General features: G+C 60.0%; 25 protein-coding genes and 1 pseudogene. 15 read left to right on the top strand and 11 right to left on the bottom strand.

Features of this window, described 5'->3' with window-relative positions; translation table 11 throughout:
* Positions 1-3: 3 nt before the first annotated feature.
* Positions 4-225: a DUF3107 domain-containing protein gene (locus CAURIM_RS03625; RefSeq protein ID WP_012714903.1), complete on the bottom strand. Its 222-nt coding sequence runs from the start codon at positions 223-225 to the stop codon at positions 4-6.
* 102 nt (positions 226-327) lie between these two features.
* Between CAURIM_RS03625 and CAURIM_RS03620 the strand changes: the two genes are divergently transcribed.
* Together CAURIM_RS03620 and CAURIM_RS03615 are read left to right on the top strand one after the other, a co-directional pair.
* The gene (locus CAURIM_RS03620; protein WP_070719623.1) at positions 328-1,716 is read left to right on the top strand and encodes a DEAD/DEAH box helicase; all 1,389 of its coding nucleotides are present in this window, start codon (positions 328-330) and stop codon (positions 1,714-1,716) included.
* The gene (locus CAURIM_RS03615; RefSeq protein ID WP_201828579.1) at positions 1,713-2,999 is read left to right on the top strand and encodes an Rv3212 family protein; all 1,287 of its coding nucleotides are present in this window, start codon (positions 1,713-1,715) and stop codon (positions 2,997-2,999) included. The genes CAURIM_RS03620 and CAURIM_RS03615 overlap by 4 nt, the downstream gene beginning before the upstream one ends.
* 28 nt (positions 3,000-3,027) lie before the next feature.
* Here the strand turns inward: CAURIM_RS03615 and CAURIM_RS03610 are convergent, their stop codons facing one another.
* Entirely contained in the window at positions 3,028-3,486 is a 459-nt protein-coding gene (locus CAURIM_RS03610; protein ID WP_070446134.1) for a hypothetical protein, read from the bottom strand.
* A gap of 573 nt (positions 3,487-4,059) precedes the next feature.
* On the opposite strand from CAURIM_RS03610, the gene CAURIM_RS03605 reads away from it, so the two are divergent.
* Both CAURIM_RS03605 and CAURIM_RS12985 read left to right on the top strand, forming a co-directional pair.
* Positions 4,060-4,317: a WhiB family transcriptional regulator gene (locus tag CAURIM_RS03605; protein WP_042529827.1), complete on the top strand. Its 258-nt coding sequence runs from the start codon at positions 4,060-4,062 to the stop codon at positions 4,315-4,317.
* Between the two features lie 95 nt (positions 4,318-4,412).
* On the top strand, positions 4,413-4,487 hold the full coding sequence (locus CAURIM_RS12985) for a 50S ribosomal protein bL37 (RefSeq protein WP_371325741.1): 75 nt from the start codon (positions 4,413-4,415) through the stop codon (positions 4,485-4,487).
* Between the two features lie 95 nt (positions 4,488-4,582).
* Here CAURIM_RS12985 and rsrA read toward each other — a convergent pair whose 3' ends face one another.
* Together rsrA and CAURIM_RS03595 are read right to left on the bottom strand one after the other, a co-directional pair.
* Positions 4,583-4,855 carry a mycothiol system anti-sigma-R factor gene (rsrA, locus tag CAURIM_RS03600; RefSeq protein WP_070711157.1) on the bottom strand — a complete coding sequence of 91 codons (273 nt, stop codon included), beginning with the start codon at positions 4,853-4,855 and terminating at the stop codon, positions 4,583-4,585.
* Entirely contained in the window at positions 4,855-5,460 is a 606-nt protein-coding gene (locus CAURIM_RS03595; RefSeq protein ID WP_070446138.1) for a sigma-70 family RNA polymerase sigma factor, read from the bottom strand. Before CAURIM_RS03595 ends, rsrA begins: the two co-directional genes overlap by 1 nt.
* Positions 5,461-5,497: 37 nt before the next feature.
* Here CAURIM_RS03595 and ybaK point away from each other — a divergent pair, with 37 nt between their 5' ends.
* Positions 5,498-6,001, top strand: a complete 504-nt coding sequence (ybaK, locus tag CAURIM_RS03590; RefSeq protein ID WP_070446140.1) for a Cys-tRNA(Pro) deacylase — start codon at positions 5,498-5,500, stop codon at positions 5,999-6,001.
* 10 nt (positions 6,002-6,011) lie between these two features.
* On the opposite strand, the gene CAURIM_RS03585 is transcribed toward ybaK, so the two are convergent.
* Positions 6,012-6,674: an SOS response-associated peptidase gene (locus CAURIM_RS03585; protein ID WP_201828580.1), complete on the bottom strand. Its 663-nt coding sequence runs from the start codon at positions 6,672-6,674 to the stop codon at positions 6,012-6,014.
* Between CAURIM_RS03585 and aroA the strand changes: the two genes are divergently transcribed.
* The 9 genes and pseudogenes from aroA to CAURIM_RS03540 all read left to right on the top strand — a co-directional run.
* Positions 6,673-7,977: a 3-phosphoshikimate 1-carboxyvinyltransferase gene (gene aroA / locus CAURIM_RS03580; RefSeq protein WP_201828581.1), complete on the top strand. Its 1,305-nt coding sequence runs from the start codon at positions 6,673-6,675 to the stop codon at positions 7,975-7,977. The two genes, CAURIM_RS03585 and aroA, sit on opposite strands and share 2 nt — an antisense overlap.
* The gene (gene rsgA / locus CAURIM_RS03575) at positions 7,970-8,992 is read left to right on the top strand and encodes a ribosome small subunit-dependent GTPase A (protein WP_201828582.1); all 1,023 of its coding nucleotides are present in this window, start codon (positions 7,970-7,972) and stop codon (positions 8,990-8,992) included. The genes aroA and rsgA overlap by 8 nt, the downstream gene beginning before the upstream one ends.
* 297 nt (positions 8,993-9,289) lie before the next feature.
* Positions 9,290-10,237, top strand: a complete 948-nt coding sequence (locus tag CAURIM_RS03570; RefSeq protein ID WP_201828583.1) for a sugar-binding transcriptional regulator — start codon at positions 9,290-9,292, stop codon at positions 10,235-10,237.
* A gap of 74 nt (positions 10,238-10,311) precedes the next feature.
* Positions 10,312-10,947, top strand: a complete 636-nt coding sequence (gene deoC, locus CAURIM_RS03565) for a deoxyribose-phosphate aldolase (protein WP_201828584.1) — start codon at positions 10,312-10,314, stop codon at positions 10,945-10,947.
* Entirely contained in the window at positions 10,944-12,248 is a 1,305-nt protein-coding gene (gene fucP, locus CAURIM_RS03560; protein ID WP_201828585.1) for an L-fucose:H+ symporter permease, read from the top strand. Before deoC ends, fucP begins: the two co-directional genes overlap by 4 nt.
* A gap of 2 nt (positions 12,249-12,250) precedes the next feature.
* A complete protein-coding gene (locus CAURIM_RS03555) occupies positions 12,251-13,261 on the top strand; it encodes an aldose 1-epimerase family protein (RefSeq protein ID WP_201828586.1) in 1,011 nt (336 codons plus the stop codon).
* Positions 13,258-14,163 (top strand): ribokinase, encoded by a 906-nt coding sequence (gene rbsK, locus CAURIM_RS03550; RefSeq protein WP_201828587.1) that lies wholly within the window; start codon positions 13,258-13,260, stop codon positions 14,161-14,163. The genes CAURIM_RS03555 and rbsK overlap by 4 nt, the downstream gene beginning before the upstream one ends.
* 440 nt (positions 14,164-14,603) lie before the next feature.
* Complete coding sequence (locus tag CAURIM_RS03545) at positions 14,604-15,098, top strand: sodium/glutamate symporter (RefSeq protein ID WP_201828588.1); 495 nt, start codon at positions 14,604-14,606, stop codon at positions 15,096-15,098.
* A gap of 497 nt (positions 15,099-15,595) precedes the next feature.
* Positions 15,596-15,730, top strand: a pseudogene (locus CAURIM_RS03540) (IS110 family transposase); the annotation flags it as partial.
* Positions 15,731-16,279: 549 nt separating this feature from the next.
* Here CAURIM_RS03540 and CAURIM_RS03535 read toward each other — a convergent pair.
* The 4 genes from CAURIM_RS03535 to CAURIM_RS03520 all read right to left on the bottom strand — a co-directional run bounded on the left by CAURIM_RS03535 (position 16,280) and on the right by CAURIM_RS03520 (position 18,266).
* Positions 16,280-16,885, bottom strand: coding sequence for a hypothetical protein (locus CAURIM_RS03535; RefSeq protein WP_201828589.1), 606 nt, complete (start codon positions 16,883-16,885; stop codon positions 16,280-16,282).
* 54 nt (positions 16,886-16,939) lie between these two features.
* Complete coding sequence (locus CAURIM_RS03530; RefSeq protein WP_070446152.1) at positions 16,940-17,251, bottom strand: hypothetical protein; 312 nt, start codon at positions 17,249-17,251, stop codon at positions 16,940-16,942.
* Positions 17,252-17,336: 85 nt separating this feature from the next.
* The gene (locus CAURIM_RS03525; RefSeq protein ID WP_201829629.1) at positions 17,337-17,843 is read right to left on the bottom strand and encodes a DUF6912 family protein; all 507 of its coding nucleotides are present in this window, start codon (positions 17,841-17,843) and stop codon (positions 17,337-17,339) included.
* A 12-nt stretch (positions 17,844-17,855) separates the two neighbouring features.
* Positions 17,856-18,266 carry an HAD-IA family hydrolase gene (locus CAURIM_RS03520; RefSeq protein WP_201828590.1) on the bottom strand — a complete coding sequence of 137 codons (411 nt, stop codon included), beginning with the start codon at positions 18,264-18,266 and terminating at the stop codon, positions 17,856-17,858.
* 150 nt (positions 18,267-18,416) lie between these two features.
* On the opposite strand from CAURIM_RS03520, the gene CAURIM_RS03515 reads away from it, so the two are divergent.
* Positions 18,417-18,890 carry a hypothetical protein gene (locus CAURIM_RS03515; RefSeq protein WP_236659311.1) on the top strand — a complete coding sequence of 158 codons (474 nt, stop codon included), beginning with the start codon at positions 18,417-18,419 and terminating at the stop codon, positions 18,888-18,890.
* Between the two features lie 81 nt (positions 18,891-18,971).
* Here the strand turns inward: CAURIM_RS03515 and CAURIM_RS03510 are convergent, their stop codons facing one another.
* Positions 18,972-19,331, bottom strand: a complete 360-nt coding sequence (locus tag CAURIM_RS03510; protein ID WP_070446156.1) for a hypothetical protein — start codon at positions 19,329-19,331, stop codon at positions 18,972-18,974.
* A gap of 133 nt (positions 19,332-19,464) precedes the next feature.
* A complete protein-coding gene (gene secA, locus CAURIM_RS03505) occupies positions 19,465-22,017 on the bottom strand; it encodes a preprotein translocase subunit SecA (RefSeq protein WP_070719616.1) in 2,553 nt (850 codons plus the stop codon).
* Positions 22,018-22,270: the final 253 nt, after the last annotated feature.

Raw genomic sequence — 22,270 nt, 5'->3', positions numbered from 1 at the left:
TACTTAGCCCGCAAATCCGACGGTATGTGCGCGCGCAGTGCCGATCTCTACGTAAACAACTCGCTCAGTGCGCACGATGTAGGAGCGGCCCTTGGTGTCCTTCAATTCGAGGGTGGAGTTGTCTGCCAAGGCGTTGTTGATGGTCTGGGTCAGTTCTTCGCGCTCACCTTCCGCGTGAATAACCAGCTCACGGGCGGTATCGGCAAAACCAAACTTGATATCCATGTGGTGTATCTCCCTTAAATCGTGTTCTTTAATCGGTGCCGTGAGAACTGCGCCCCGGCGCTCTAATGGCCCCACTATAGCCACGTCCTCTACTATCAAGGTGTGCTTGCCCCGAAATCATCCCGCGAATCCCGCGAATCCCCTACCTTTGCCGAACTCGGCGTCGCTGTAGAGATCTGCGATGCCCTCGCTGACAACGGGATTACGCACACCTTTGCCATCCAGGAGCTCACCCTGCCCATCGCTTTGAATGGCCAGGACCTCATCGGCCAAGCGCGCACCGGCATGGGTAAGACCTATGGCTTCGGTGTCCCGCTGCTGGATCGCGTGTTCGATGACGCCGACATCCCGGAACTCGACGGCACTCCCCGCGCACTGGTCATTGCACCGACGCGCGAGCTGGCCATCCAGGTCAGCGGGGACCTGGAGCTCGCCGCCGCAAACCTTCCGCTCAGAGTGGTCACTCTGTGTGGCGGGCGCCCCTATGAAGAACAGATCAAGGAGATTGAGTCTGGTGCGGACGTCGTCGTCGGCACCCCAGGCCGTCTGCTCGATCTCTGCCAGAAGAAGCATCTCTCTTTCGACCACGTCAGCGTTTTAGTTCTGGATGAAGCCGACGAGATGCTGGACTTGGGCTTCTTGCCGGATATCGAGAAGATCCTCTCGCTCCTGCACGGCAACCCACACCAGACCATGCTCTTTTCCGCCACCATGCCTGGGCCCATCGTGACCTTGGCACGTACCTTCCTGGAAAAGCCGGTGCACATCCGCGCCGAGTCTGGTGATGCCCAGCAGACGCATGCCTCCACGCGCAAGGTCACCTTCCAGGCACACCGTATGGATAAGATCGCGGTCTTGGGAAAGGTCCTGCAGGCAGAAGGCCGCGGACGCACCATCATCTTCACGCGTACGAAACGCTCGGCCGCCGCCGTCGCGGACGAGCTGGCACAGCGCGGCTTTCGCGTGGGCGCGGTCCACGGCGATTTGGACCAAAAAGCACGCGAACGCTCGCTCGATGCCTTCCGGAAAGGCACCGTGGAGATTCTCGTGGCCACGGACGTCGCCGCTCGCGGCATCGACATTGACGATGTCACCCACGTCATCAACTACCAGGTGCCCGATGACCCGATGACATTTGTCCACCGCATCGGACGCACTGGTCGCGCGGGGCACACGGGCACGGCCATCACTCTCGTCGGCTACGACGAGCTGGGCAAATGGCAAGTCATCAACGATGAGCTCGATTTGGGCCAGCCAGAGCCACCGCAGTGGTTCAGCACCTCCCCGGAGCTTGCGGAAGCCCTCGATATCCCAAAGACGGTTGCTGACACCGTCGGCCCACCCACGAAAGTGCTGGGTGCACCGCGGCGCTCTCACTCACGTGGGGAGTCGCCGCGTGGAGGCTCACCACGTTCCTCCACGGCATCTGCCCGTGCCTCCCGCCGCACCCGTTCCCGCACGCGCAAGCCCCGCCAAGGAGGACGCCGATGAGCACCGAGCAGGGCCCGGAGTCCGCGAAGAAGCCAAGCTCTGCGAAGAAGGCTCCCATCTTGCGTTCCACCAAGGCAGACTGGCTTGCAGTGGGCGCGATCAGCGCGGTCTGTGCCATTGCTATTGGCGGCGCGGTGATTACGGCACCGATCCACAAATCGGAGCTCACTCCCGCTGTCGATGCCGCGTCTGATGCCAAGACTCAGACTCTCGATACCGTCCCCAACTCCCTCACTGAAACCTTCAGCCTCCCCAACACTGTGGTGCCGGGACAATCCCGCGCGATATCCACGAAGGGGATGCTGATAACCCATGACGGCGATACCCTCCGCGCTTCGGATACCTCCGGCGATACGGTCTGGACTTACCAGCGCCTCGATGCCGACCTCTGTTCGCTCGGCACGGCGTGGAACAAAGTCGTTGCCACCTATGACGTGGGAAATGGCTGCGGCGATGTGGTAGCCATCGATGCGGTGTCCGGCCAGTACTCAGATACCCGCAGCGCCCGTAATTCCGAGCAGGTGGTCCCCATTGTGTCGAATGACCGCGTGGGGACCGTTTCCGCCGAGCGCGTAGAACTATGGCGCTCTGACCTGGTGCGCACTGTTGAATATGGCGATGTCGAAGCCAAGCAAGAACCGAACCTCCAGCCCCACGAAGACTGCGCCATCTCCTCAGCACTGACCCGCACCGAAACGATGGCCGTCACCGAATCCTGTCCGGATTCTCCAGACTCCACGTGGCTGCGCATCCACAACGCCACACCAGAGGATGCGCGTTCGCCTGAAATCTCCAAGGATATCGAGATTGATAACCCAGGCGCGCGTCTCATTGCCTACGGTCAGGAGGCCGCTGCGGTCTTTCTGCCGGGCGATGCGCCACGTATCGTCTCCTATAACTTTGAGGGCGAAACGCTCTCCTCCACGGACGTGGAGCCATCGAAGGCCATCACGAATTCCGCTTCCCCCTTCGCCCCTGCGGTCGCTGATCTGCCCCACCACATGACGTGGTTCGACGGCGAACGTCTTTATCTCTTTACCCCAACCGAGCTCAAAGTGGACCATGTTCTGGAGCAGGCAGTTGGCACCGGCATCGCCGTCGGCGAGCGGTTACTGGTGCCCACGGAGGAAGGGATCGACGTGGTGGACTGGGCTACCGGAAAGACCGAGCACAGCATTCCCGTCGACCGTGACGGCTATAACGGTCCAGTTTCGCTGACTCTTGCGGGCACTGTCATCATCGAGCAGCGTGGAAACACCGCCGTGGCGCTCACTGCCTCTTAACTTCTTAGTTGTTTAAGAAACAGCTTGCCTAGAAGTGGCTTTCAGCCCATTGCGCTGCCTCAGGGCGCACCATGAGCAGGTAGAGCACCAACGCTGCGCTGGCCAGCGTCACGGCGCCGAGCGCTGCTGAGCCTCCGCTGAACATCTGGAAGGCGATGGCACCCAAAATAAACTCCACGAGCACGATAGCTCCGCGGCCCCAGCGCTTGCCCTTAACAAAGGCCCACGAGGCGACGATGACAAAGCCGAAGACGATAAAAATGAAGATGGCCGTCCCTAGGCCGACGAAGCCCGTCGCCCCAGAATCGGACACCATGGAGTCGTTCTCAGCACCGGTTAGCTCACGGACGATGAGGAAGATTCCGAAGATAATTACCACGATGGACTGGAGCACGGCGATGCCGGCAGCCGCTACCACCGTTCCCGGGGGACGGCCTCCCTCAGTTTGGGCAGGCGTGGTCGAGGACTGTTTCTGCTTCTTATTCACGGAGATTTAGTTTACTTCTCAGCCCTGTACTTAGGACGACTCCACGCCATAACCCGCGCGCACCCACATGCTTCAGCCTAATCCTCCTCCGCCGCGGTGTTCCTCGGCTTCCTCCATCCGTAATTTCGGGGGCAGAGGGATGAACCCGGATTTGACGCGATCCAGGTCACCACACTCACTACCTTACCCTCATCACCGCAGGTGGAAGCGTTTCTGACAGGGTTCTTACAGGGGCCAACCCATAACAATCATATGAATTGACGGAATTTATTTAGTGACTTTGGACACTTTTCGGCCTCTACCCCTAGCGGGGAATGAGTAAACGTGTCATTATTCTCAGGTAGCAAAAACAACGAGCTGTTAAATCAGTTCTTAACTCGGAGAAAACTCCAAGTTAACCAAAAGTGAACCATGGCGGCGGCGACGCTGGCCCCAACTCGAGACAGGGCCCCACTGACCGCAGACCAGTTCACTTAAACCCCGTAGCACTCGGAACAGTTCACTGCCGTGAACTGCCCTCGGTGCGCCTGCTTTCATCTACTGCTGTCAAAAATTTGTTAGGAGATATCAATCATGGATTGGCGCCACGAAGCTGTTTGCCGCGACGAAGACCCGGAGCTCTTCTTCCCTGTCGGTAATTCCGGCCCTGCACTCACCCAGATCGCTAAGGCCAAGCTGGTCTGCAACCGCTGCCCGGTCGCTTCCTCTTGCCTCAAGTGGGCCCTCGAGTCCGGCCAGGATGCCGGCGTGTGGGGCGGCCTCTCTGAGGAGGAGCGCCGCGCTATCAAGCGCCGTAACCGCAGCCGCGCTCGCGCCCGCGTTTCCGCTTAAGAAACCCGCAGTAGGCGCACCCCCGATTAACACCTCGGCATACCCTGCCGCTACAGTTGAATAAGTTCATTTCCCTTTAACAGAAGGAGCATACGATGAGCAAGCGTGGCCGCAAGCGCAAGGATCGCCGTAAGAAGCCCGCTAACCACGGCAAGCGTCCTGGCGCATAACGTCAGTAATTTAGGGCTCGTTTCTTCCCCTCACGAATCGAGGGAGGGAACGAGCCCTTTTGCATATCCTGAGCCGGTTTTAGGCGCTCGAGGCCCTATCCCCAGGTAATCTCAGTCCGCGTAATCTGCACGCTGATGCGCTGGCGCAGTGACTGAGGTGCGACCTGTCCCCCACAGCATTTGCGCACGAGTGCGCGGACTACTTCCTCGCTCTCGACGCGCTGCTGACAGGCATCGCACTGCGCGAGGTGCTCGCGGATTTCCAGTGCTCGCGCATAGCTCGTTGATTCATCGAATAGCTCCCGAAAGAGCGCTTCAACCTCCGGAGAGTTACACGCACCGCAATTGCGTCCTGTTGCGCGTTCCATTACTTCTCCTCCATCTCTGGGTGGTTGCGACCAATGCCTTTGTCTCGTGCTACGTCCTTCAACGCTGCACGAAGCAATTTTCTTCCGCGGTGGAGGCGGCTCATGACCGTCCCCAACGGAGTGCCCATCACTTCTGCGATTTCCTTATAGGCCAAACCCACCACATCCGAGTAGTACACCACCATGCGGTAATCCTCCGGCAGGTCATTCATGGCCTCGGAAATCTCCGAATCCGGCATCTGCTTGAGCGCTTCGACCTCCGCTGATTCCAGGCCCGTGGAGTCATGTCCGGACGTGGTATACAGCTGAAAGTCACTAAGCTCGTCCGCTGAGGATTCCACTGGGCGGCGCTTGGCCTTCCGGTAGGAGTTGATGTAGGTATTCGTCATGATGCGGTACAGCCACGCCTTCAAGTTCGTCCCCTGTTTGAAGGAATCGAAGTTGCTAAAGGCCTTGAGGTAGGTCTCTTGGATCAAATCCTCCGCGTCTTGCGGGTTGCGCGTCAGACGCATCGCTCCGCCGTAAAGCTGGTCCAGCAAGGGCAAGGCTTGCTCCTCAAACAACCGCTGTTTCTGAAGCGTCTCGCTCGTCGTTTCTGTGGCCATACCGACCATCCTAGCGCTCAGGACTAGGGTGGTTTATATGTCCAAGAAGACCCCGCGTGCCGCTACCCCCGCTCTCAAACTCCTCGAAGAGGCAGGTATTGACCACCACGTCTCCACCTTTGATGGCGGTCGCGAAAACTTCGGCGAGGCAGCCGCTGCGGCCCTCGACGTTACTCCTGAGCGTATCTTCAAAACCCTCGTCATTGATCTGAGCGCCGGCAAAGGCCCCAAACGCCAACTCGCCGTCTGCGTCCTTCCGGTCACACACCAGCTCAGTCTCAAGAAGGCCGCCGCAGCTTTCGGTGCGTCCAAGGCCACAATGGCCGCGCCTGCCGACGCCTCCAAGTCCTCCGGCTACATCCCCGGCGGCATCTCCCCGTTAGGGCACAAACACGTCCTGCCCACTGTCGTTGACGCGACCGCGCTGCTCTTCGATACCATCTTCTTCTCCGGCGGCAAGCGTGGCCTCGACATTGAGATGAATCCGAAAGATCTCCCCCGCGTGCTGGAGCTCTCCTTCGCCGACGTGCTCGCCGACTAGCTCTCGCGCACTAGAACAAGGTGGTGGCCGGTGGTTCGTCGATAAGCTCTGCGTAGTCGTTGCGCACGTTGCCCACTGCGGGGTCGGCCGGGCGTGCCTGAAAGCCGCGCACAGAGCTCGGCTCCAGCAGCGCCTCCCCCGCCAGCCAGGGCGCGATTTCATCTGCAGTTAGAAACTTGGGCAAGCGGTGGTGCAGCCACGCCATCTCTTCCGTGGCATCCGTGGTCACCATCGTGGCCGAGAGCCTCTCCAACCCCGTGGCCCACAAACCAGCCGCCCACAGCAGGCCATCGGGCCCGGTCACATAATAGGGCTGCTTCTTGGCCTTCTTATCCCCACCGGCTTTCCACTCGTAGTAACCATCCAGCGGGATAACGCAGCGCTGTGCTTTGAAGGCATCCCGGAAGGAAGGTTTCTGCGCCACAGTCTCCGCGCGGGCATTAAACAGCGGCGGGCCGTCGAGGTCCTTCTTCCAGTGCGGGATAAGCCCCCAGCGCGCTGGCTCCACACGGGCGGTCTCCTCCGCAACCCGCACGATGGCGATGGGCTGGGTTGGAGCAATGTTATAGCGTGCCGGCGGCAGGCCTTCCGGCGCATGAACTTCCGTAATGGATTCCCACGCTACGACTTCCTCCAGTAGGGACTCGGTGAACAGAACAAATCTTCCGCACATGCCCTTTATTATGGACTACATGTCTGCTTTCTGGTGTGCTCCCCAACCCGCCGGCCCGTTGTCCTGGACTCAGGAAGTTCCCGGGTCAAAGTCGATGACCAACCGCGCCCTCATCCTCGCTGCGTTGGCCGACTCACCTTCTATCATCTACAACCCGCTGGTCTCCCGCGATACTGACCTGATGAAAGAAGCTTTGAAGGCCATGGGCGTAGGTATCTCCGAGTGGGGACCGCACCTGCGCGTGAGCCCGGGGACGCTGCATGGCGCGACCGTCGATTGTGGCCTGGCTGGCACGATCATGCGCTTCTTGCCTCCGGTGGCAGCGCTGGCCGATGGGCCCGTTGTCATCGACGGTGACCCTTATGCCCGCAAGCGCCCCATGTCCACGATGACCATGGCCTTGCGTGAGTTGGGCGTCGACATCGAAGGCGATAGCCTGCCACTTAGCATCACGCCCCATGGCATTCCGGAGGGCGCCGAAGTCACCATTGATGCCTCCGCTTCTTCCCAGTTCGTCTCCGGCTTGCTCCTGGCCGGGGCGCGCTACCGCAACGGTATCAGCGTGCGCCACGAAGGCGGCACCGTCCCTTCCCAACCACATATTCTCATGACCGTTAGTATGCTGCGTGAGGCCGGCGTGCATGTGCTCGCGGGCGAGGATAATTGGGTCGTGCGGCCTGGAGAGATTGAGGGACGCGAGTGGTACATCGAACCAGATCTCTCTAACGCCACGCCCTTCCTGGCTGCAGCGACAGTCGCCGGCGGCAGCGTGAACATTCTGAATTGGCCGGAGGAAACGACCCAACCAGGTGATGCTTTCCGCGGCATCCTGGAGCACATGGGGGCACAGGTTGAGTACGTCCCGCAGGCACCTCACCGAGATCCCTACCTGCAGGTCACTGGCCCACAGGAGGGTCTAGCATGCCTGCGCGGCATCGATCTCGATATGGGAGATATCGGCGAGCTCACCCCGACCGTAGCCGCGCTGTGTGCTCTGGCCTCAACGCCGTCAACCCTGACCGGCATCGCGCACCTGCGCGGCCATGAAACGGACCGTCTGGCGGCCCTCGCTACAGAGATTAACGGCTTGGGCGGCAACGTCACTGAGCTTGACGACGGCCTCCGCATCACCCCTGCCCCACTCCACGGCGGCCAGTGGCACTCCTACGCCGACCACCGCATGGCCACCGCTGGCGCCATCATTGGCCTGGCAGTCGACGGTATCGAGGTCGAGGACATCGATACCACGTCCAAGACTCTGCCCGGCTTCGCCAAGATGTGGGAGGCCATGATCCATGGCTAGGCGCGCGAGCAGCTACGACGAATCTGATGTCCGTATCCGGCCGGGCAAAGGGTCGCGCCCCCGCACGAAGGACCGTCCGAAGCACAAGGATGCCAAGTTCGGCATGGTCATCACCAAGGACCGCGGGCGCTGGGGAGTTGCCCTTGATAGTGATGGCCCAGTCGTCACCGCTATGCGCGCCCGCGAGATGGGCCGCACGCCCGTCGAGGTCGGTGATCGGGTCGGCGTCGTGGGCGATACTTCTGGTAAGAAGGACACCCTCGCGCGCATCGTGAAACTAGAGGAGCGCACTTCCGTCCTTCGGCGCACCGCGGATGACACAGACGCTTATGAGCGAATCGTGGTGGCGAATGCGGACCGCCTGCTGATCGTGAGTGCTGTGGCGGATCCACCGCCGCGCTCCGGATTCGTGGAGCGTGCCCTCATCGCGGCCTTCGCCGGCAATATCCAGCCGGTCCTGTGCCTGACGAAGACCGACCTCACCGATCCCACTCCGTTCGCCCAAGAGTTTGCGGACTTGGATGTCACCGTGGTGGAAGCTGGCGTGGACGATGGACTGGAGCAGGTCTGTGCCACAATTGATGGACATGTCACGGCCCTCATCGGCCACTCCGGTGTGGGTAAATCAACCTTGGTCAACCGGCTCGTCCCGGATGCCAACCGCGAAACCGGCGAAGTCTCCGCCGTGGGCAAAGGCCGCCATACATCGACGCAGTCGGTGGCGCTGCGACTGCCGGCGGAAGGAAGCACCCCGCATGGCGGGTGGATCATTGATACCCCAGGCATCCGCTCCTTCGGCCTAGCCCACATTGATGCGGAAAACGTCATTGAGGTCTTCGATGATCTTGCCGAAGCGATTGAGGATTGCCCGCGTGGCTGCACGCATGCCGGGCCACCCGCGGACCCCGAATGCGGGTTGGACCTCAGCATAGAGGAAGGGACAGCTTCTGCACGCCGCCGTGATGCGGTTCGCAACCTGCTGGCTTCCCTGCGCACCAACGTCGATTGGGCCTAAAGCCAAAACTTCCCCGGTTCGCAACTCTCTACAAAGGCCCGCGGCTCTCCCCCAAACCCACAATGGTGGGCAATATTAGGTCTTGTGCACTTTGGTCGAGGATCGGCCAATTGCTTGGCCATGATTTGCCTCACGATGGGATGCATGCGGCCCGGCGGGACAAGGTGGGAGGCTTTGTCGATTCAGCCCACTAAGCCGCCTGCGCGGCATCGGCCAACGGACCTAGAATTGAGTCGTTCAAGCGGGGCTCGTGGCGCTACGGAAGAGGGCACTGGGATCCGCGTGTATGAAAGAAGGATGATGGAAGCTCGGGATTTTCAGGCAATCGATGCTGCGAAGCTGTACTACCTGTCCGATAAGTCGCAATCGGAGGTGGCGAAGGAGCTGGGGGTATCGCGCCCCACGGTCTCGAAGCTGTTGGCTACTGCGCGGGAAAAGGGGTTTGTACGCATCACGATTGCGGACCCGCGGGAGAGTGGGTCCACGGTGGGGGCGCAGCTCATGGAGGCCTTCGGGCTGAGCGCGGTGCAGGTGGCGCCGGGGCCAGGCGGCAACGGCGGTGAGTTGGTGGATTCCCTGGGCCGGCTGGGAGCGCAAGTGCTGCAGGGCCTGGTCAAGGACGGCGACAGTGTGGGCGTGAGCTGGGGTAACACAATGTATGCCATCGCGCGCCACCTTGAGGTGCAGAATGTGCATGGGGTGGAGATTGTGCAGCTGAAAGGCGGGATGAGCCACTCGGAGCGGGCGACGAATGACTTCGAGACCATTGATTTGTTTTGCCGGGCGTTCCACGCGCACGCGCGACTGCTGCCGCTGCCGGCGGTGTTCCGCAGCGCAGAGGTCAAGCGCCTGGTGGAGGACGAGCCGCACATCGCGGGCGTGATGGAGCGGGGCGCGCTTGCCGATGTCGTAGTGTTCACCGTTGGCGCGGCTCGGCCGGAGTCCATGCTGTTCCAGCTGGGATATTTTTCCGACTCAGACCGGGAACGAATTCTGTCAACGGCGGTGGGTGACATTTGTTCGCGCTGGGTGGACAGGTCGGGCCAGGTATGCGTGCCGGACATAGACGCACGCACGGTGGGAATAGGCCTGCAGGATTTGAAGTCGCGGCCGGTTCGTCTGCTGGTGGCAGGCGGATTGGAAAAAGCGGAGGCCATCCTGGTGGCGCTACGCGAGGGGTACGTGACGCACCTGGTCATCGACCAAGCCACCGCCGATAAAGTGTTACTTTTGGCACGTATGTAACAAAAGCGATTGACAAATGTTCTGCCGATGGAGGATGATGAAAGTAATTCACCCCACCGACAGAAAGGTTTGTGATGCGCAACGCACAACTAATTGACCACACTCTCCTCAAGCCCACCGCACAGGCGACGCAGATAGACACCCTCATCGCCGAGGCCAAGGAGCACGGCTTCGCGTCTGTCTGTGTCAACCCCACCTGGGTCGCCCGCGCCACAGAGCAGCTCGCCGGCACTGAGGTGAAGGTCTGCACCGTCATCGGCTTCCCGCTCGGCGCGAATACCTCCGAGGTCAAGGCTTTCGAGGCCCGCGACGCCATCGCCAAGGGGGCGAGCGAAGTCGACATGGTCATCAACGTCGGCGCCGCCCTTGACGGGGACTGGGACGCCGTGGAGTCTGACATCAAGGCAGTTGTCGACGCCGCGGAGGGCTCCCTGGTCAAGGTCATCCTGGAAACTTGCTACCTCGATGCGGCGCAGATTAAGGAGGCATCGACCCGCGCGGTTGCCGCCGGCGCCGACTTCGTTAAGACCTCCACCGGCTTCGGCACCGGCGGCGCCACCATCGAGCACGTCGCCCTCATGCGCGAGGTCGTCGGCCCGGAGATCGGCGTAAAGGCCTCCGGCGGCGTGCGCACCGCCGAGGACATGGCCGCTATGGTCGCCGCGGGCGCCACCCGCATCGGCACGTCGAATGGGGTGAGCCTGGTATGACGCTCATCAAGGACCCAACCGTCCAGCAGAAGGACGGCTACCTGGACCGCATTCCCTGGTTCCAGTTCATCCTCATCTCCATTTGCTTCCCGATGTGGGGCGCCGCCGCTTCCCTCAACGACATCCTGATCACGCAGTTCAAGTCCATCTTCACCCTGTCGGACTTCGCGTCCGCCTTCGTGCAGTCGGCCTTCTACGGCGGCTACTTCCTCATCGCGATCCCGGCCTCCCGCGTAATTAAGAGCTACAGCTACAAACTCTCCATCCTCATCGGCCTGGCCCTCTACATCGTGGGCTGCACCCTGTTCTTCCCGGCCTCCCACATGGCCACCTACAGTGTGTTCCTCGTGGCCCTGTTTGCCATCGCAGTGGGCCTGTCCTTCCTGGAGACCTCCTGCAACACCTACTCCACGATGCTCGGCCCGCAGTCCTCGTCGACGCTGCGCCTGAACATCTCCCAGACCTTCTACCCGCTGGGGTCTATCTTCGGCATCCTTCTGGGCAAGTACCTCGTTTTCACCGAGGGCGACGCCCTGCACACCCAGATGTCCACCATGACCGAGTATGAGAAGACCGCGTTCGCGCAAGATATGCTGCAGCGCACCCTGAGCCCGTACCAGTACATCATTATGGTGCTCGTGGCCCTGCTCATCGTCGTGGCACTGACCCAAATGCCGAATTGCAAGCCGCTGCGCGACGCCACCCATGAGGCTACCGCCTCCATCGGCGAGACCCTATCCTACCTGGCTGGCAACGCCAAGTTCCGCCGCGGCATCCTCACCCAGTTCCTCTATGTGGGCATGCAGACCGCCGTGTGGTCCTTCACCATCCGCCTAGCGCTGAACCTGGACTCCAATCTGAACGAGCGATCTGCGTCCACGTTCATGATCTTCTCCTTCATCGCCTTCTTCCTGGGCAAGTTCCTCGCGAACATCTTCATGTCCAAGATTGACCCGAACCTCGTCCTCATCGGCTACTCCGTCCTCGGCTGCCTGGCCCTGCTGTACGTGATGTTCGTGCCTAACATCACCGCCGTGTGGGCAGCCGTCATTACCTCCGGCCTGTTCGGTCCCTGCTGGGCCACCATCTACTCCCGCACCCTGGACGCCATCGAAGACAAGCGCCACACCGAAACCGGCGGTGCCGTCATCGTCATGGCCATCATCGGCGGCGCCGTGGTGCCGCTGGTCCAAGGACTGGTCTCTGACAAGACCGGCTCCATGCAGCTGGCCTTCGGCGTGAGCCTCTTCTGCTTCGCCGCCGTACTCGTGCACTTCCTCCGCCTCTACAAGGAGCGCTAATCATGACCGATGTATCAATCTTCAACATCCCGCTGGCCAAGGGCTTCGGTACCAAGCACACTCTGCTTAGCTCTGAAGAGTTCACCGTCACCGCGTGGACCTATAAATCCGGTGTGGACGCCGTCCGCATTACCAACAGCCGCGGCTTCGTGGAAGTCCTGCCCTTCCTGGGCCAGATCATCTGGGAGGCCAACTTCGACGGACGCTCCCTGACGATGAAGAACATGTTCACCGAGCCCAAGCCCGCCGATGTCATCGTAGACACCTACGGCTGCTTCGCCTTCCACTCCGGCCTGCTGGCCGCCGGCTGCCCAGCCCCAGACGACACACACCCGCTGCACGGCGAGTTCCCTTGCGCGCCCTACGATGCCGCCTGGCTCGAGGTCACCGCGAACACCGTCGCCATCTCTGGCTCCTACACCTACGTCCAGGGTTTCGGTCACCACTACACCGCGGTGCCGACCGTGCGTCTGGGCACCGGGGAGACCGAGTTCGACATCGACCTCAAGGTCACCAACAACAGCGCCTACCAGTCGATGCCGCTGCAGTACATGTGCCACATGAACTACGCCTACGTCGAAGGCGCCGAGTTCGGCGGCAACCTGCCTGCAGATGCCTTCCGCCTACGCGAATCCGTGCCCGCCCACGTCACCCCGACGCCGGAGTGGACCGCGTTCAACGCAGAGATCATCGGCAAGCCCTATCCGGCTCTGGTGGAGCCAGATAGGTACGACCCGGAAATCGTCTGGTTCGCCGACGACCTGCCGCGTTTCGGCAGCGACATCGAGGTGACCATGGGCGGCTACTTCGCCCGCTTCGACTCCGCCGAGTTCCCGGTGGCCACCCGCTGGGTCCTGCACAACGCGGACCAGCAGGTTGCCGCATTCGTTCTGCCCGGTACCTCGCGCCCCGAAGGCTTCAACGCCGCGCGCGCCGCCGGTACCCTTATTGAATTGGGCGCGGGCGAGACCCGCACCTTCCACGTCCGCACGGGCCAAAGGAGCGCCAAATGATTGCTGTCGTCGGTTCCAACATGGTTGACCTCATCACTTACATCCACCGCATGCCCAACCCAGGGGAGACTCTAGAGGCCCCGGACTTCCGAATGGGCTGCGGCGGTAAAGGGGCCAATCAGGCGATTGCCGCCTCCCGCAATGGCTCGGAAGTCTTCATGGTCACCCGCGTGGGCAACGATGCCTTCGCGGCCAACACCAAGGCCAATTTCGCGGAAAATGGCATCTCAACCAAGTATGTGCTGGACACAAACGCAACCAGCGGTGTCGCTCCCATCTTCGTGGATGAGAGTTCCCAGAACTCCATCCTCATCGTCCAGGGAGCGAACGCGAAGCTCTCCCCAGAGGACGTCGCCGCCGCCCGCGCGGACCTGGCCAAGTGCTCCCTGATTGTGATGCAGTTAGAGATCCCGCTGCCCACCGTCTACTACACCATCCGCCTGGCCAAGGAGCTCGGCATCCCGGTCCTGCTCAACCCGGCCCCGGCCCACCCGGACCTGTCACTGGAGGACATCAAGGACTGCGCCTACTTCGCCCCGAATGAGTCCGAGCTCGCGCTCATCACCGGCATGCCGGTGGGTACCCTCGACGAGGTCCGCGCCGCCGCCGGCTACCTGCGCCACCAGGGCATCCGCAACGTGATCGTGACCCTCGGCGAGCACGGCGTGCTCACCCTGACGGAGGAAAAGGAAATCTTTACCCCGCCGTTCCCGGTGGCCGCCGTGGACACCACCGGCGCCGGCGACGCCTTCATCGGCTGCTTCGCCAATGCCGTCGATGCCGGCCTCGCCCTAGAGATCGCGCTCAAGCGCGCCGCCTTCTACGCGGCCGACTCCGTGACCAAGCGCGGCACCCAGTACTCCTACGCCTATGCCAATGACCTGGAGTTTCCCGCTGACTAACAGCCCGGCTTAAGGCCGGCTAGCGTGCCAGTACCCCAGCCGCTCACGCCACTGCAAGGCGCAGTCCATCCCTGTAGGGCTGCGCCTCTTGTTGTGCCTGGGCTGCGCTGCTGTGGCGCTGCGACGGTGCGGGTACCGAGGCGGTACGGCGGTGGGTCATCGACAAGCAGGCCGAAAGGCGCGGGATCGTGGGGATTGGGCAACCGGACCCATGAGACAGTAATGCATCTAGAGTTCTGCAAAATTTGTGGCCTTGCTCAAGCCAGTTTCCGCTGGTGGAGAAAGCACAATCGTTAGCATGAGGCGAAGAGATACGACAGGAAAATGATGTATGACACTCGTTCCAACATGGTGCAATCGATTGGTTTTGCGGTGGTGATGCTGATGTTCGTCCTTGGGCCAAACGGAAGCTGTGCTTCTTTGAGCGCTTTGCCATCCCCGTGCCCGTTATCGGCGGTTTTGCCTTCGCACTCATCAACCTAGCGCTGCGGAAGACCGGCTTGTTGGAACTGACCTTTGACACCACGTTGCAGAACTTCTTTATAGTCATTTTCTTCATCTCTGTAGGTTACGTGCTCAAGGCCGCCGTCCCGAAGGTCATGACCTTCCTTGTGCTGTGCACCGCGCTGTGCTTCTTCCAAGACCTCGTGCCCTTGCTGTTCGGCCCGTTCGTAGGGCTGGAGAAGGACCTGGCGCTCATGACCGGCTCGGTCTCCATGATCGGCGGCCACGGTGTCTCCGGCAGTATCACCCTGCTTGTGGAGGCCAGTGGTGTGGCCGTCGCCTACGCCTCCGTCGCCTTCGGTCTCGTGGCCGGCTCCCTGATGGGCAGGCTGCACAAGATGGAGGACCAGGAAGTCGACATCGACGAATCTATCCTCCAGATGGACCTACGCTACCTGCACGGCGACCGATCATGCACGCCTTCATCATGATCCCGCCGGCCGTCTTCGCCGGCTCCTTCATTACCGACGGCCTCAACAAGCTCGTAGGCACCTGCACGGAGAAGGCCGCTTTCCGATGTACCTGGGCACCATGCTCGTGGCCGTCTTCCTGCGCTACCTCAACGACTGTCGCTCCCAGCGCGATTACCATGAGGTCGTCGCATTACGTCGTTAGCAATTCCGCTTGAAGGAACTCAGGATTCGTACTCCTAGCCCCATGCTGGGGCAGGCTAAGTTTATCTGCGTTCCTTCTGCCTTGTGGCAGTGGAACTAGTCGCTGGCTCCGGTATAGCTTGTTTTCGTCCCTGTCTGAAAAGTGATCCGGGGGGATGTCGCCGAAGGCAGTGACATACTCCAGACTGCTAATAGGAACCTGCCCCGCACAGTATGCGCGAGGTCTCAAGAAATGTGGATGCCAGTGTGAAGTATGTCCGACCACCAACGATGATATAAGTCTCACATTCGTTCAATTCGCTAAGAGGTCTGGCATGACCTACGACTATGTCATCGGCATGGACGTTGGCAAATACTTTCACCACGCTTGCGTCTTAGATATCGACGGCACCCAGGTGCTATCAAAGCGCATCAACCAAAAGGAAAAATTCCTACGCAAATTCTTTTCGTACAGACCTACATGTTTTCGACACGCCTACAAACTGGTGTCTAATCAAGCGCCCTCTTCACAGGGCGGAACGCCGAGATTTTCACCACACCCGTATCGACACTTGCAACAAGAACACTTCTGCTTCGAAATTCAAAATTCAGCTCCAGGCATCCACTCCTCATCCGGTGGACTACTTTTCAAAGAACGCTGACATTCCCGGATCCCACAGCACACCGCTGCTTTGACGATGTAACCTCACATCAGCATGCAAAGGACCCGGCTTTTCTGAAGAAAGAAGAAAACCGGCCGTATGCGTCCCAAGCGCAACACATGATGCAGGTCTCGCGTCAACGACCACGCGCTGCAATTCCCTCAAAGGTATTAGTTCCCAACCCGTCCCCTGCCCCTGAACAAGTTCTGAAGCCAGCCATTAAATCAATTGGTTCGAACAGCATTTTATGTGTCAAAGCGCGCAATCGGAGTTTTAGGCCCGCACTGGCAGGGGAAATGAGAGCCACAGGCCTTTATTCTTCAGCGTGAAAGACTGAAGATGAACAACGAGTGTTTCTTAAGCCGGAAACATATCTGCCAGCTGCGGCGGCAGAACAGTCTTAAGGAAGGGGCCAGCCGCGCGGAGGACCATCAGGATCACGGCCAAGCCGCCGGTAACACCGAGGATGATAGCGCCGCCGGTATCGATATTGGAGGAAGTGTTGGCACCGCTCGCCTCCCTCTTATTGAACTCTTCCTTCTTCGCACAGGCGTTGAGCGCCTTGATGTACTCCGGCGCGATGCCACGGAAGGCCTTTACCACCGCAATGTTGTTCTTGGCGCGCTTGACCGCGTTCTCATCACCGAGCTCGACCTCCGCCTCGTAACCTGCCAGTGCACGGTAGAGCTCTTCCGACTGGTCCTCTACGGCGCGAGCACGCTTCTCCGCGTCCTTGGGCGAAATCTTAAGGCCATTCTTTAGCAAGCTGCTGTCGACATCATTGGCCTTCGACTCCGCATTCTTCAGGTCGCTGGCTTCCTCCTCGCTCAAGGTGATGGTGCACTTCTCATCCTTGATGGTGGTGCTTACCGCGCCCGCCGTGGGGGCTGCGACACCACCGGCAAGAACCGCAACCGACAAGCTGGAAGCAGCAACTACGCGGCGAAGGCGAGAGGAAGACATACTGAGGAAACCTTTCGATCGAGCTAAAGTTTTACCCCCGCAGATTATCAATAATTAGCCCAACTTGGGCAGGTAATCACCAAACTCCTTGTAGGCGGCGAAGCCAATGCTGATGATGCCGAAGAGGACGGAGATAATGACGGCCGCTGGACCCTGGGATGAACCTTCCAGGATGCGCAGCCACGGGGTCGTGGGCTTCACGGCCATATCAGGGTCTGGGTTCCCAGGTTCCGGCTTGCTGCGATCCGCGTGCACCTGCGCGATCGGTGCTGCAGGCTCCTCTGCGCCGGCAACTGGTGCGGCGACAAGCGCAGCGGTGCTCAGGGCAGCGGCGGTGACAAGGCTAGCAAGACGGGATCTCTTCATGGTGGTGCTCCTTCTTAAGCGATGGCGTTAGAGGCTTAGACTAGCACCACGCGTGAGGCACCGGTGATTATTTCCCAGTAGATCCTTAGAGAAGCTCCACGAGGATGGGTAGTTCGGTGGGGTCATAGAAAGCCATGAAATTGTCCAAAGCATCACCGACTGCGAGCTCAGCGTCCTCGTCCCCGAGGTCTGCGTTATCGATAGCGTCAATAGCCTTGGCCGTAGCGGCTTCGGATTCCTCGATATCCACGTGGATAGCCTGCAGGTTAGCCTTCGTGATCGTGGCAGGGTTGAGGGCCACGACGGGCTCACCCATGTCTGGCTTCGGAGTCACCACGGACTCATCCACGTCGACGGAGATGACCACGCGTCGGTGGGGAAACTTTTCTTCGTCCCCGATAGCCAGCAGGCGCAATGAAGCCATGGAAGCTTCAAGGAAGGCAGAGTACTCAATTTCTTCCTCGTCGCCTTCGGTATAGAACTCACGCAACGCGGGTGTTAGCGCAAAACCCCAACCACTGCGGGCAGCGAGCTGGCCGGTCTCCTCAAGCTCAGCCAGCATACCGAAGGTAGCCGGCAGGAAGACGCGCACATCCTTCGACACTTAGAACTCACCTTCAATGTCGAAGACTGCCTGAACCTCAACGCTCGTGCGATCGAAGACCGTGTAGAGCATGCCCACCATGCCGTTCTCCACAGCAGCGCGCACGTTAACGATGGAATCATCCACCATGACGCAATCATTAATCGGCAGGTCAATAGCATCTGCCGCGGCTTGGAAGGCAGCACGGTCCGGCTTCTCAGCGCCAACCTCGCCAGAAAGCACCACGGCATCCACGATGCCGCGGTATTCCCACTCTCGAATGTGCTCCCCACCTGGGCCGCCCGGATCGTTCGAAAGGATAGCGGTGGCAACTCCGTTGGATTTCGCGGCGGCGAATAGTTCCCGCCAGCGCTTGACGTCCTCTTCGGTGCCGTCAAGCACGCCTACAAAATCGACGATGAGTCCACGCATATTATCTACCCTTCGCATTGAACTGTGTTTATCGTCCGAAAGTATAGCGAACATACCGCCCGCCTGCTCTCACCGGCCAATGCGCTGCAAAGCTCTAGCCGCAGACGGGGCTGCCATGGCACAATGAACGTACATCCAGCTTCCTTCTCTGTGCCATCCCCGATCCTTGCTTCAGCGCTTTCCTCCGTACCGCGCACTGCGGAAGAGGACGCTATTCACATGTACACCCCCATCCCCGGCATGAGCCACCTACAACTGTATGTTGCCCCGCAACGTATCCGCTATGAGCGCGAGCCCACAGCTCGCGACCTGGCCACGCGGGAAGAGATCCGTGGTCTCGTTGTCATAGTTCTCGAAGTCGCCGCCGCCTTGCGGCCTTTGAGTCATCTCAATAACCCACGCTTCGCCCCAGAAATCACTAAGCATGTGCGCGCCTGGAGGAAAGCCCAGGCAGCTGCAGAATCGCACGGAGGAATGACGCTGCGCAGCTTGCACGCGCGCTCAAATGGTGAGTTCTTCGGTTCGGTGCTCTTAGGCTCAACACGGCGCGCTTTTACCGGCGCTGCAACCGGCCGACACCTGCGGTCTTTCCGCTTACTTTCGGGCGGCCTGCAAACCCACTGACACAAGAGACAGAGGTTCTGAAAAGATGAGTTTGCGGCCTTGAGGAGCCCTAGAAATCACGCCTATGACTTAGCGCTGGTCTTAAAACATCGATCCCAGCTTGATCAGGATGGGTGTCCAATCGATTCCGGCGAAGGCTGCAGAAGCGCTCACCAAAGCTAGGCTGATGCCGCCAAACATGGTGGCCCCCACCACGGGAAGCTTCGCAGTAGCTTCATCAAGACTTTCCGGTTCAGACACCGCGCCACACTGAGTGGAGACAACATCCTGCGAGCTGAGTGCAGCGCCCTTCAGGGAGTCATCGCTTTGAGAGCCCAATACGGAGGCCAGCTGGCACTGCTCTTCTGGGGCTAGTTCCACAGCCGAAGCAGCTGCGCCGCCACCCAGCAGGGTGGCAGATGCGAACACGGATAGACCTACTCGCAGAGACAAGCGGCGCATACTGACTCAACCTCCGAAGAACAATAATTAATGTCCTGACAGTATATACCTAACTACTTCCAATAAAAAGACGCCGTGGGGATTGGTTCCCACGGCGTCCTGCGTTGACTAGCGCTGGCGCATCAAGGTTGCCCTAGGCTTCCGCTTCATCCACTGCGTTTGCCTCTTCCTGCGCCTTGAACTGCTTGCGCAGCATAAACAGCTGGCGCACGGTTTCTTCCTTGACCGCGTCGTTCATGGCATTGAACATGTCGCCGCCTTCCTTCTGGTACTCCACCAGAGGATCTCGCTGCGCCATGGCACGCAGACCGATGCCTTCCTTGAGGTAATCCATCTCATAGAGGTGCTCGCGCCACTTCTGGTCAATAACCGGCAGGATGATCATGCGCTCGGTATTGCGCATCTGGCTCTCACCACCGATAGCGCTCACAGCTTCTTCGAGTTGGTCATACTCGGAATTCGCATCAGCCAACAGTGCATCGCGCAGCTGCTCCGCAGAAATCTCGCCGGCGGAGCCGTACTCGGTACCGGCGACAAGCTCCTCGTGCGTCATGGTCGGCCCGTAGAGGGATTCCAGCGCATTCCACAGCTCGTCTAGGTTCCAGTCCTCCACGTAGCCGGTAGCCGTCGCACCCGCCACGTAAGCAGACACGGTGTCGTTGATCATCTCGCGGATGTTGTCCTTGATGTCGCTGGCCTCGAGGATGTCGTGGCGGGTGGCGTATACCACCTTGCGCTGCTCATTGAGTACCTCATCGTACTTGAGCACGTTTTTACGCATCTCAAAGTTCTGGTTTTCCACCTGTGCCTGTGCACCCTTGATGGAGTTAGAGACCATCTTGGCCTCGATCGGCACATCATCTGGCACGTTGAGGCGGTTCATCATATTCTCCATGGACTGGCCCACGAAGCGCACCATGAGCTCATCACGCATGGACAGGTAGAAACGGGTCTCACCCGGGTCACCCTGACGGCCGGAACGGCCGCGCAACTGGTTATCAATACGGCGCGACTCGTGGCGCTCGGTGCCCAATACGTACAGGCCGCCGGCCTCGCGGACCTCGTCGCCCAGGCGCTTGGAGCGTTCCCTCTCCTGATCAATCTCGGCGTCCCAGGCCTCCTGGTACTTCTCTTCATCCTCAAAGGGATCGAGGCCGCGCTCGCGCAGCTTCTCATCCAGGATGACCTCGGGGTTACCGCCGAGCACGATATCGGTACCGCGGCCGGCCATGTTGGTGGCGACGGTTACGGCGCCCGGGCGGCCGGCACGGGCGACGATCTGTCCCTCTTCCTCATGGTGCTTCGCATTGAGTACCGAGTGCTTGATTCCGCGCTTGCTCAACAGTTGCGAGAGGTACTCGGAGCGCTCCACGGAGGTGGTACCCACCAACACCGGCTGGCCGTCGGCAACGTGTTCCTCGATGTCATCCACCACCGCAGCGAACTTGGCTTCCTGGGTCTTGTAGATGCGGTCGGAGTGATCGGTACGCTGGTTCGGCTTATTCGTCGGAATCGGCACCACATCTAGCCCATAGATGGAGTGCAACTCAGCAGCCTCGGTTTCTGCGGTACCGGTCATGCCGGAAATCTTGTCGTAGAGGCGGAAATAGTTCTGGAGCGTAACGGTGGCGAGAGTCTGGTTCTCGTTCTTGATCTCCACCTCTTCCTTTGCCTCAATAGCCTGGTGCATACCTTCGTTGTAGCGGCGGCCAGCCAGAACACGGCCGGTGAAGCTATCCACGATCAGCACTTCGCCATTGCGGACAATGTAGTCCTTATCGCGGGTGAAGAGCTCCTTCGCCTTCAAGGCATTGTTGAGGTAGGACACCAACTGGGAGTGCTCTGGGGCGTAGAGGTTTTCAATGCCCAGCTGATCCTCGACGAATTCGACGCCCTCCTCCAGCACACCAATGGTGCGCTTCTTGTGGTCCACCTCGTAGTGGATGCCCTCGCGCATCTTCGGCGCTAGCTTGGAGAAAACGCCGTAGAACTGGGAGGAGCCGTCGACCGGTCCGGAAATAATGAGCGGGGTACGGGCCTCGTCGATCAGGATGGAGTCAACCTCATCCACAATGCAGTAATTGTGGCCACGCTGGACCGTGTCATTGAGCGAGCGGACCATGTTGTCGCGCAGGTAGTCAAAGCCCAGCTCATTGTTGGTGCCGTACGTGATGTCGCAAGCATAAGCTTCCTTACGCTCCGCAGGGCGCATTTCGGAGAGGATGACGCCAACGGTGAGGCCCAGCCAGCGGTGGACACGGCCCATCATCTCGGCGTCACGCTTGGCCAAGTAATCGTTGACCGTCACGATGTGTACGCCCTTGCCCTCCAGCGCATTGAGGTAGGCCGGCAGCAGCGAGGTCAGGGTCTTGCCCTCACCGGTGCGCATCTCAGCGACGTTGCCGAAGTGCAGGGCGGCACCGCCCATAACCTGCACCTTGTAGTGCTTCTGGTCAAGCACGCGCCAGGCAGCCTCACGCACGGTGGCGAAGGCTTCGAGAAGGATGTCATTCATCTTTTCGCCATCCGCCAGACGCTTCTTAAACTCGTCAGTCTTAGCCTTGAGCTCGTCGTCCGACAGCGCCGCGAATTTATCTTCTAAGGCAATAACATCATCTGCAATTTTGGCCAGGCGCTTGACGGTGCGCCCCTCACCGGCACGGAGCAGCTTGGAAAGTCCAAACACGTCTAGATAGTCCTTCTTGTCGCGACAAATAAGTTAACTCGTCGCCATTGTACTCACTAGCTTTTCTCTCACGATTCGCCACCCAACCCAAAGCGCAATTCTGTCCCCACCCCGACGTTTGCAGGACGCTCCCCTCGGCCGTCACGAAAAAAGATGATCGAAGATTAACAATGCCTAATAGAGACATAAGAAGGCTCCCTGCCTCGCTGCGCGTGTGCGCTGCGGGGCAGGGAGCCTGTGTGTTAGGCCCTAC

It is taken from the genome of Corynebacterium aurimucosum (genome assembly GCF_030408555.1).
In the GTDB taxonomy this organism is placed as follows: domain Bacteria; phylum Actinomycetota; class Actinomycetes; order Mycobacteriales; family Mycobacteriaceae; genus Corynebacterium; species Corynebacterium aurimucosum.
This window is presented reverse-complemented; position numbering and strand designations above follow the sequence as displayed.

Excerpts from the sequence above, each read along its gene's own strand:
- aroA (WP_201828581.1), top strand. The coding sequence starts at position 6,673 with ATGCCCTTTATTATGGACTACATGTCTGCTTTCTGGTGTGCTCCCCAA.
- CAURIM_RS03535 (WP_201828589.1), bottom strand. The coding sequence starts at position 16,885 with ATGTCTTCCTCTCGCCTTCGCCGCGTAGTTGCTGCTTCCAGCTTGTCG.
- deoC (WP_201828584.1), top strand. The coding sequence starts at position 10,312 with ATGCGCAACGCACAACTAATTGACCACACTCTCCTCAAGCCCACCGCA.
- rsrA (WP_070711157.1), bottom strand. The coding sequence starts at position 4,855 with ATGGAACGCGCAACAGGACGCAATTGCGGTGCGTGTAACTCTCCGGAG.
- ybaK (WP_070446140.1), top strand. The coding sequence starts at position 5,498 with ATGTCCAAGAAGACCCCGCGTGCCGCTACCCCCGCTCTCAAACTCCTC.
- CAURIM_RS03585 (WP_201828580.1), bottom strand. The coding sequence starts at position 6,674 with ATGTGCGGAAGATTTGTTCTGTTCACCGAGTCCCTACTGGAGGAAGTC.
- CAURIM_RS03555 (WP_201828586.1), top strand. The coding sequence starts at position 12,251 with ATGACCGATGTATCAATCTTCAACATCCCGCTGGCCAAGGGCTTCGGT.
- CAURIM_RS03530 (WP_070446152.1), bottom strand. The coding sequence starts at position 17,251 with ATGAAGAGATCCCGTCTTGCTAGCCTTGTCACCGCCGCTGCCCTGAGC.
- CAURIM_RS03510 (WP_070446156.1), bottom strand. The coding sequence starts at position 19,331 with ATGCGCCGCTTGTCTCTGCGAGTAGGTCTATCCGTGTTCGCATCTGCC.
- CAURIM_RS03570 (WP_201828583.1), top strand. The coding sequence starts at position 9,290 with ATGATGGAAGCTCGGGATTTTCAGGCAATCGATGCTGCGAAGCTGTAC.
- fucP (WP_201828585.1), top strand. The coding sequence starts at position 10,944 with ATGACGCTCATCAAGGACCCAACCGTCCAGCAGAAGGACGGCTACCTG.
- rsgA (WP_201828582.1), top strand. The coding sequence starts at position 7,970 with ATGGCTAGGCGCGCGAGCAGCTACGACGAATCTGATGTCCGTATCCGG.
- CAURIM_RS03520 (WP_201828590.1), bottom strand. The coding sequence starts at position 18,266 with ATGCGTGGACTCATCGTCGATTTTGTAGGCGTGCTTGACGGCACCGAA.
- CAURIM_RS03625 (WP_012714903.1), bottom strand. The coding sequence starts at position 225 with ATGGATATCAAGTTTGGTTTTGCCGATACCGCCCGTGAGCTGGTTATT.
- CAURIM_RS03605 (WP_042529827.1), top strand. The coding sequence starts at position 4,060 with ATGGATTGGCGCCACGAAGCTGTTTGCCGCGACGAAGACCCGGAGCTC.
- CAURIM_RS03595 (WP_070446138.1), bottom strand. The coding sequence starts at position 5,460 with ATGGCCACAGAAACGACGAGCGAGACGCTTCAGAAACAGCGGTTGTTT.
- rbsK (WP_201828587.1), top strand. The coding sequence starts at position 13,258 with ATGATTGCTGTCGTCGGTTCCAACATGGTTGACCTCATCACTTACATC.
- CAURIM_RS03615 (WP_201828579.1), top strand. The coding sequence starts at position 1,713 with ATGAGCACCGAGCAGGGCCCGGAGTCCGCGAAGAAGCCAAGCTCTGCG.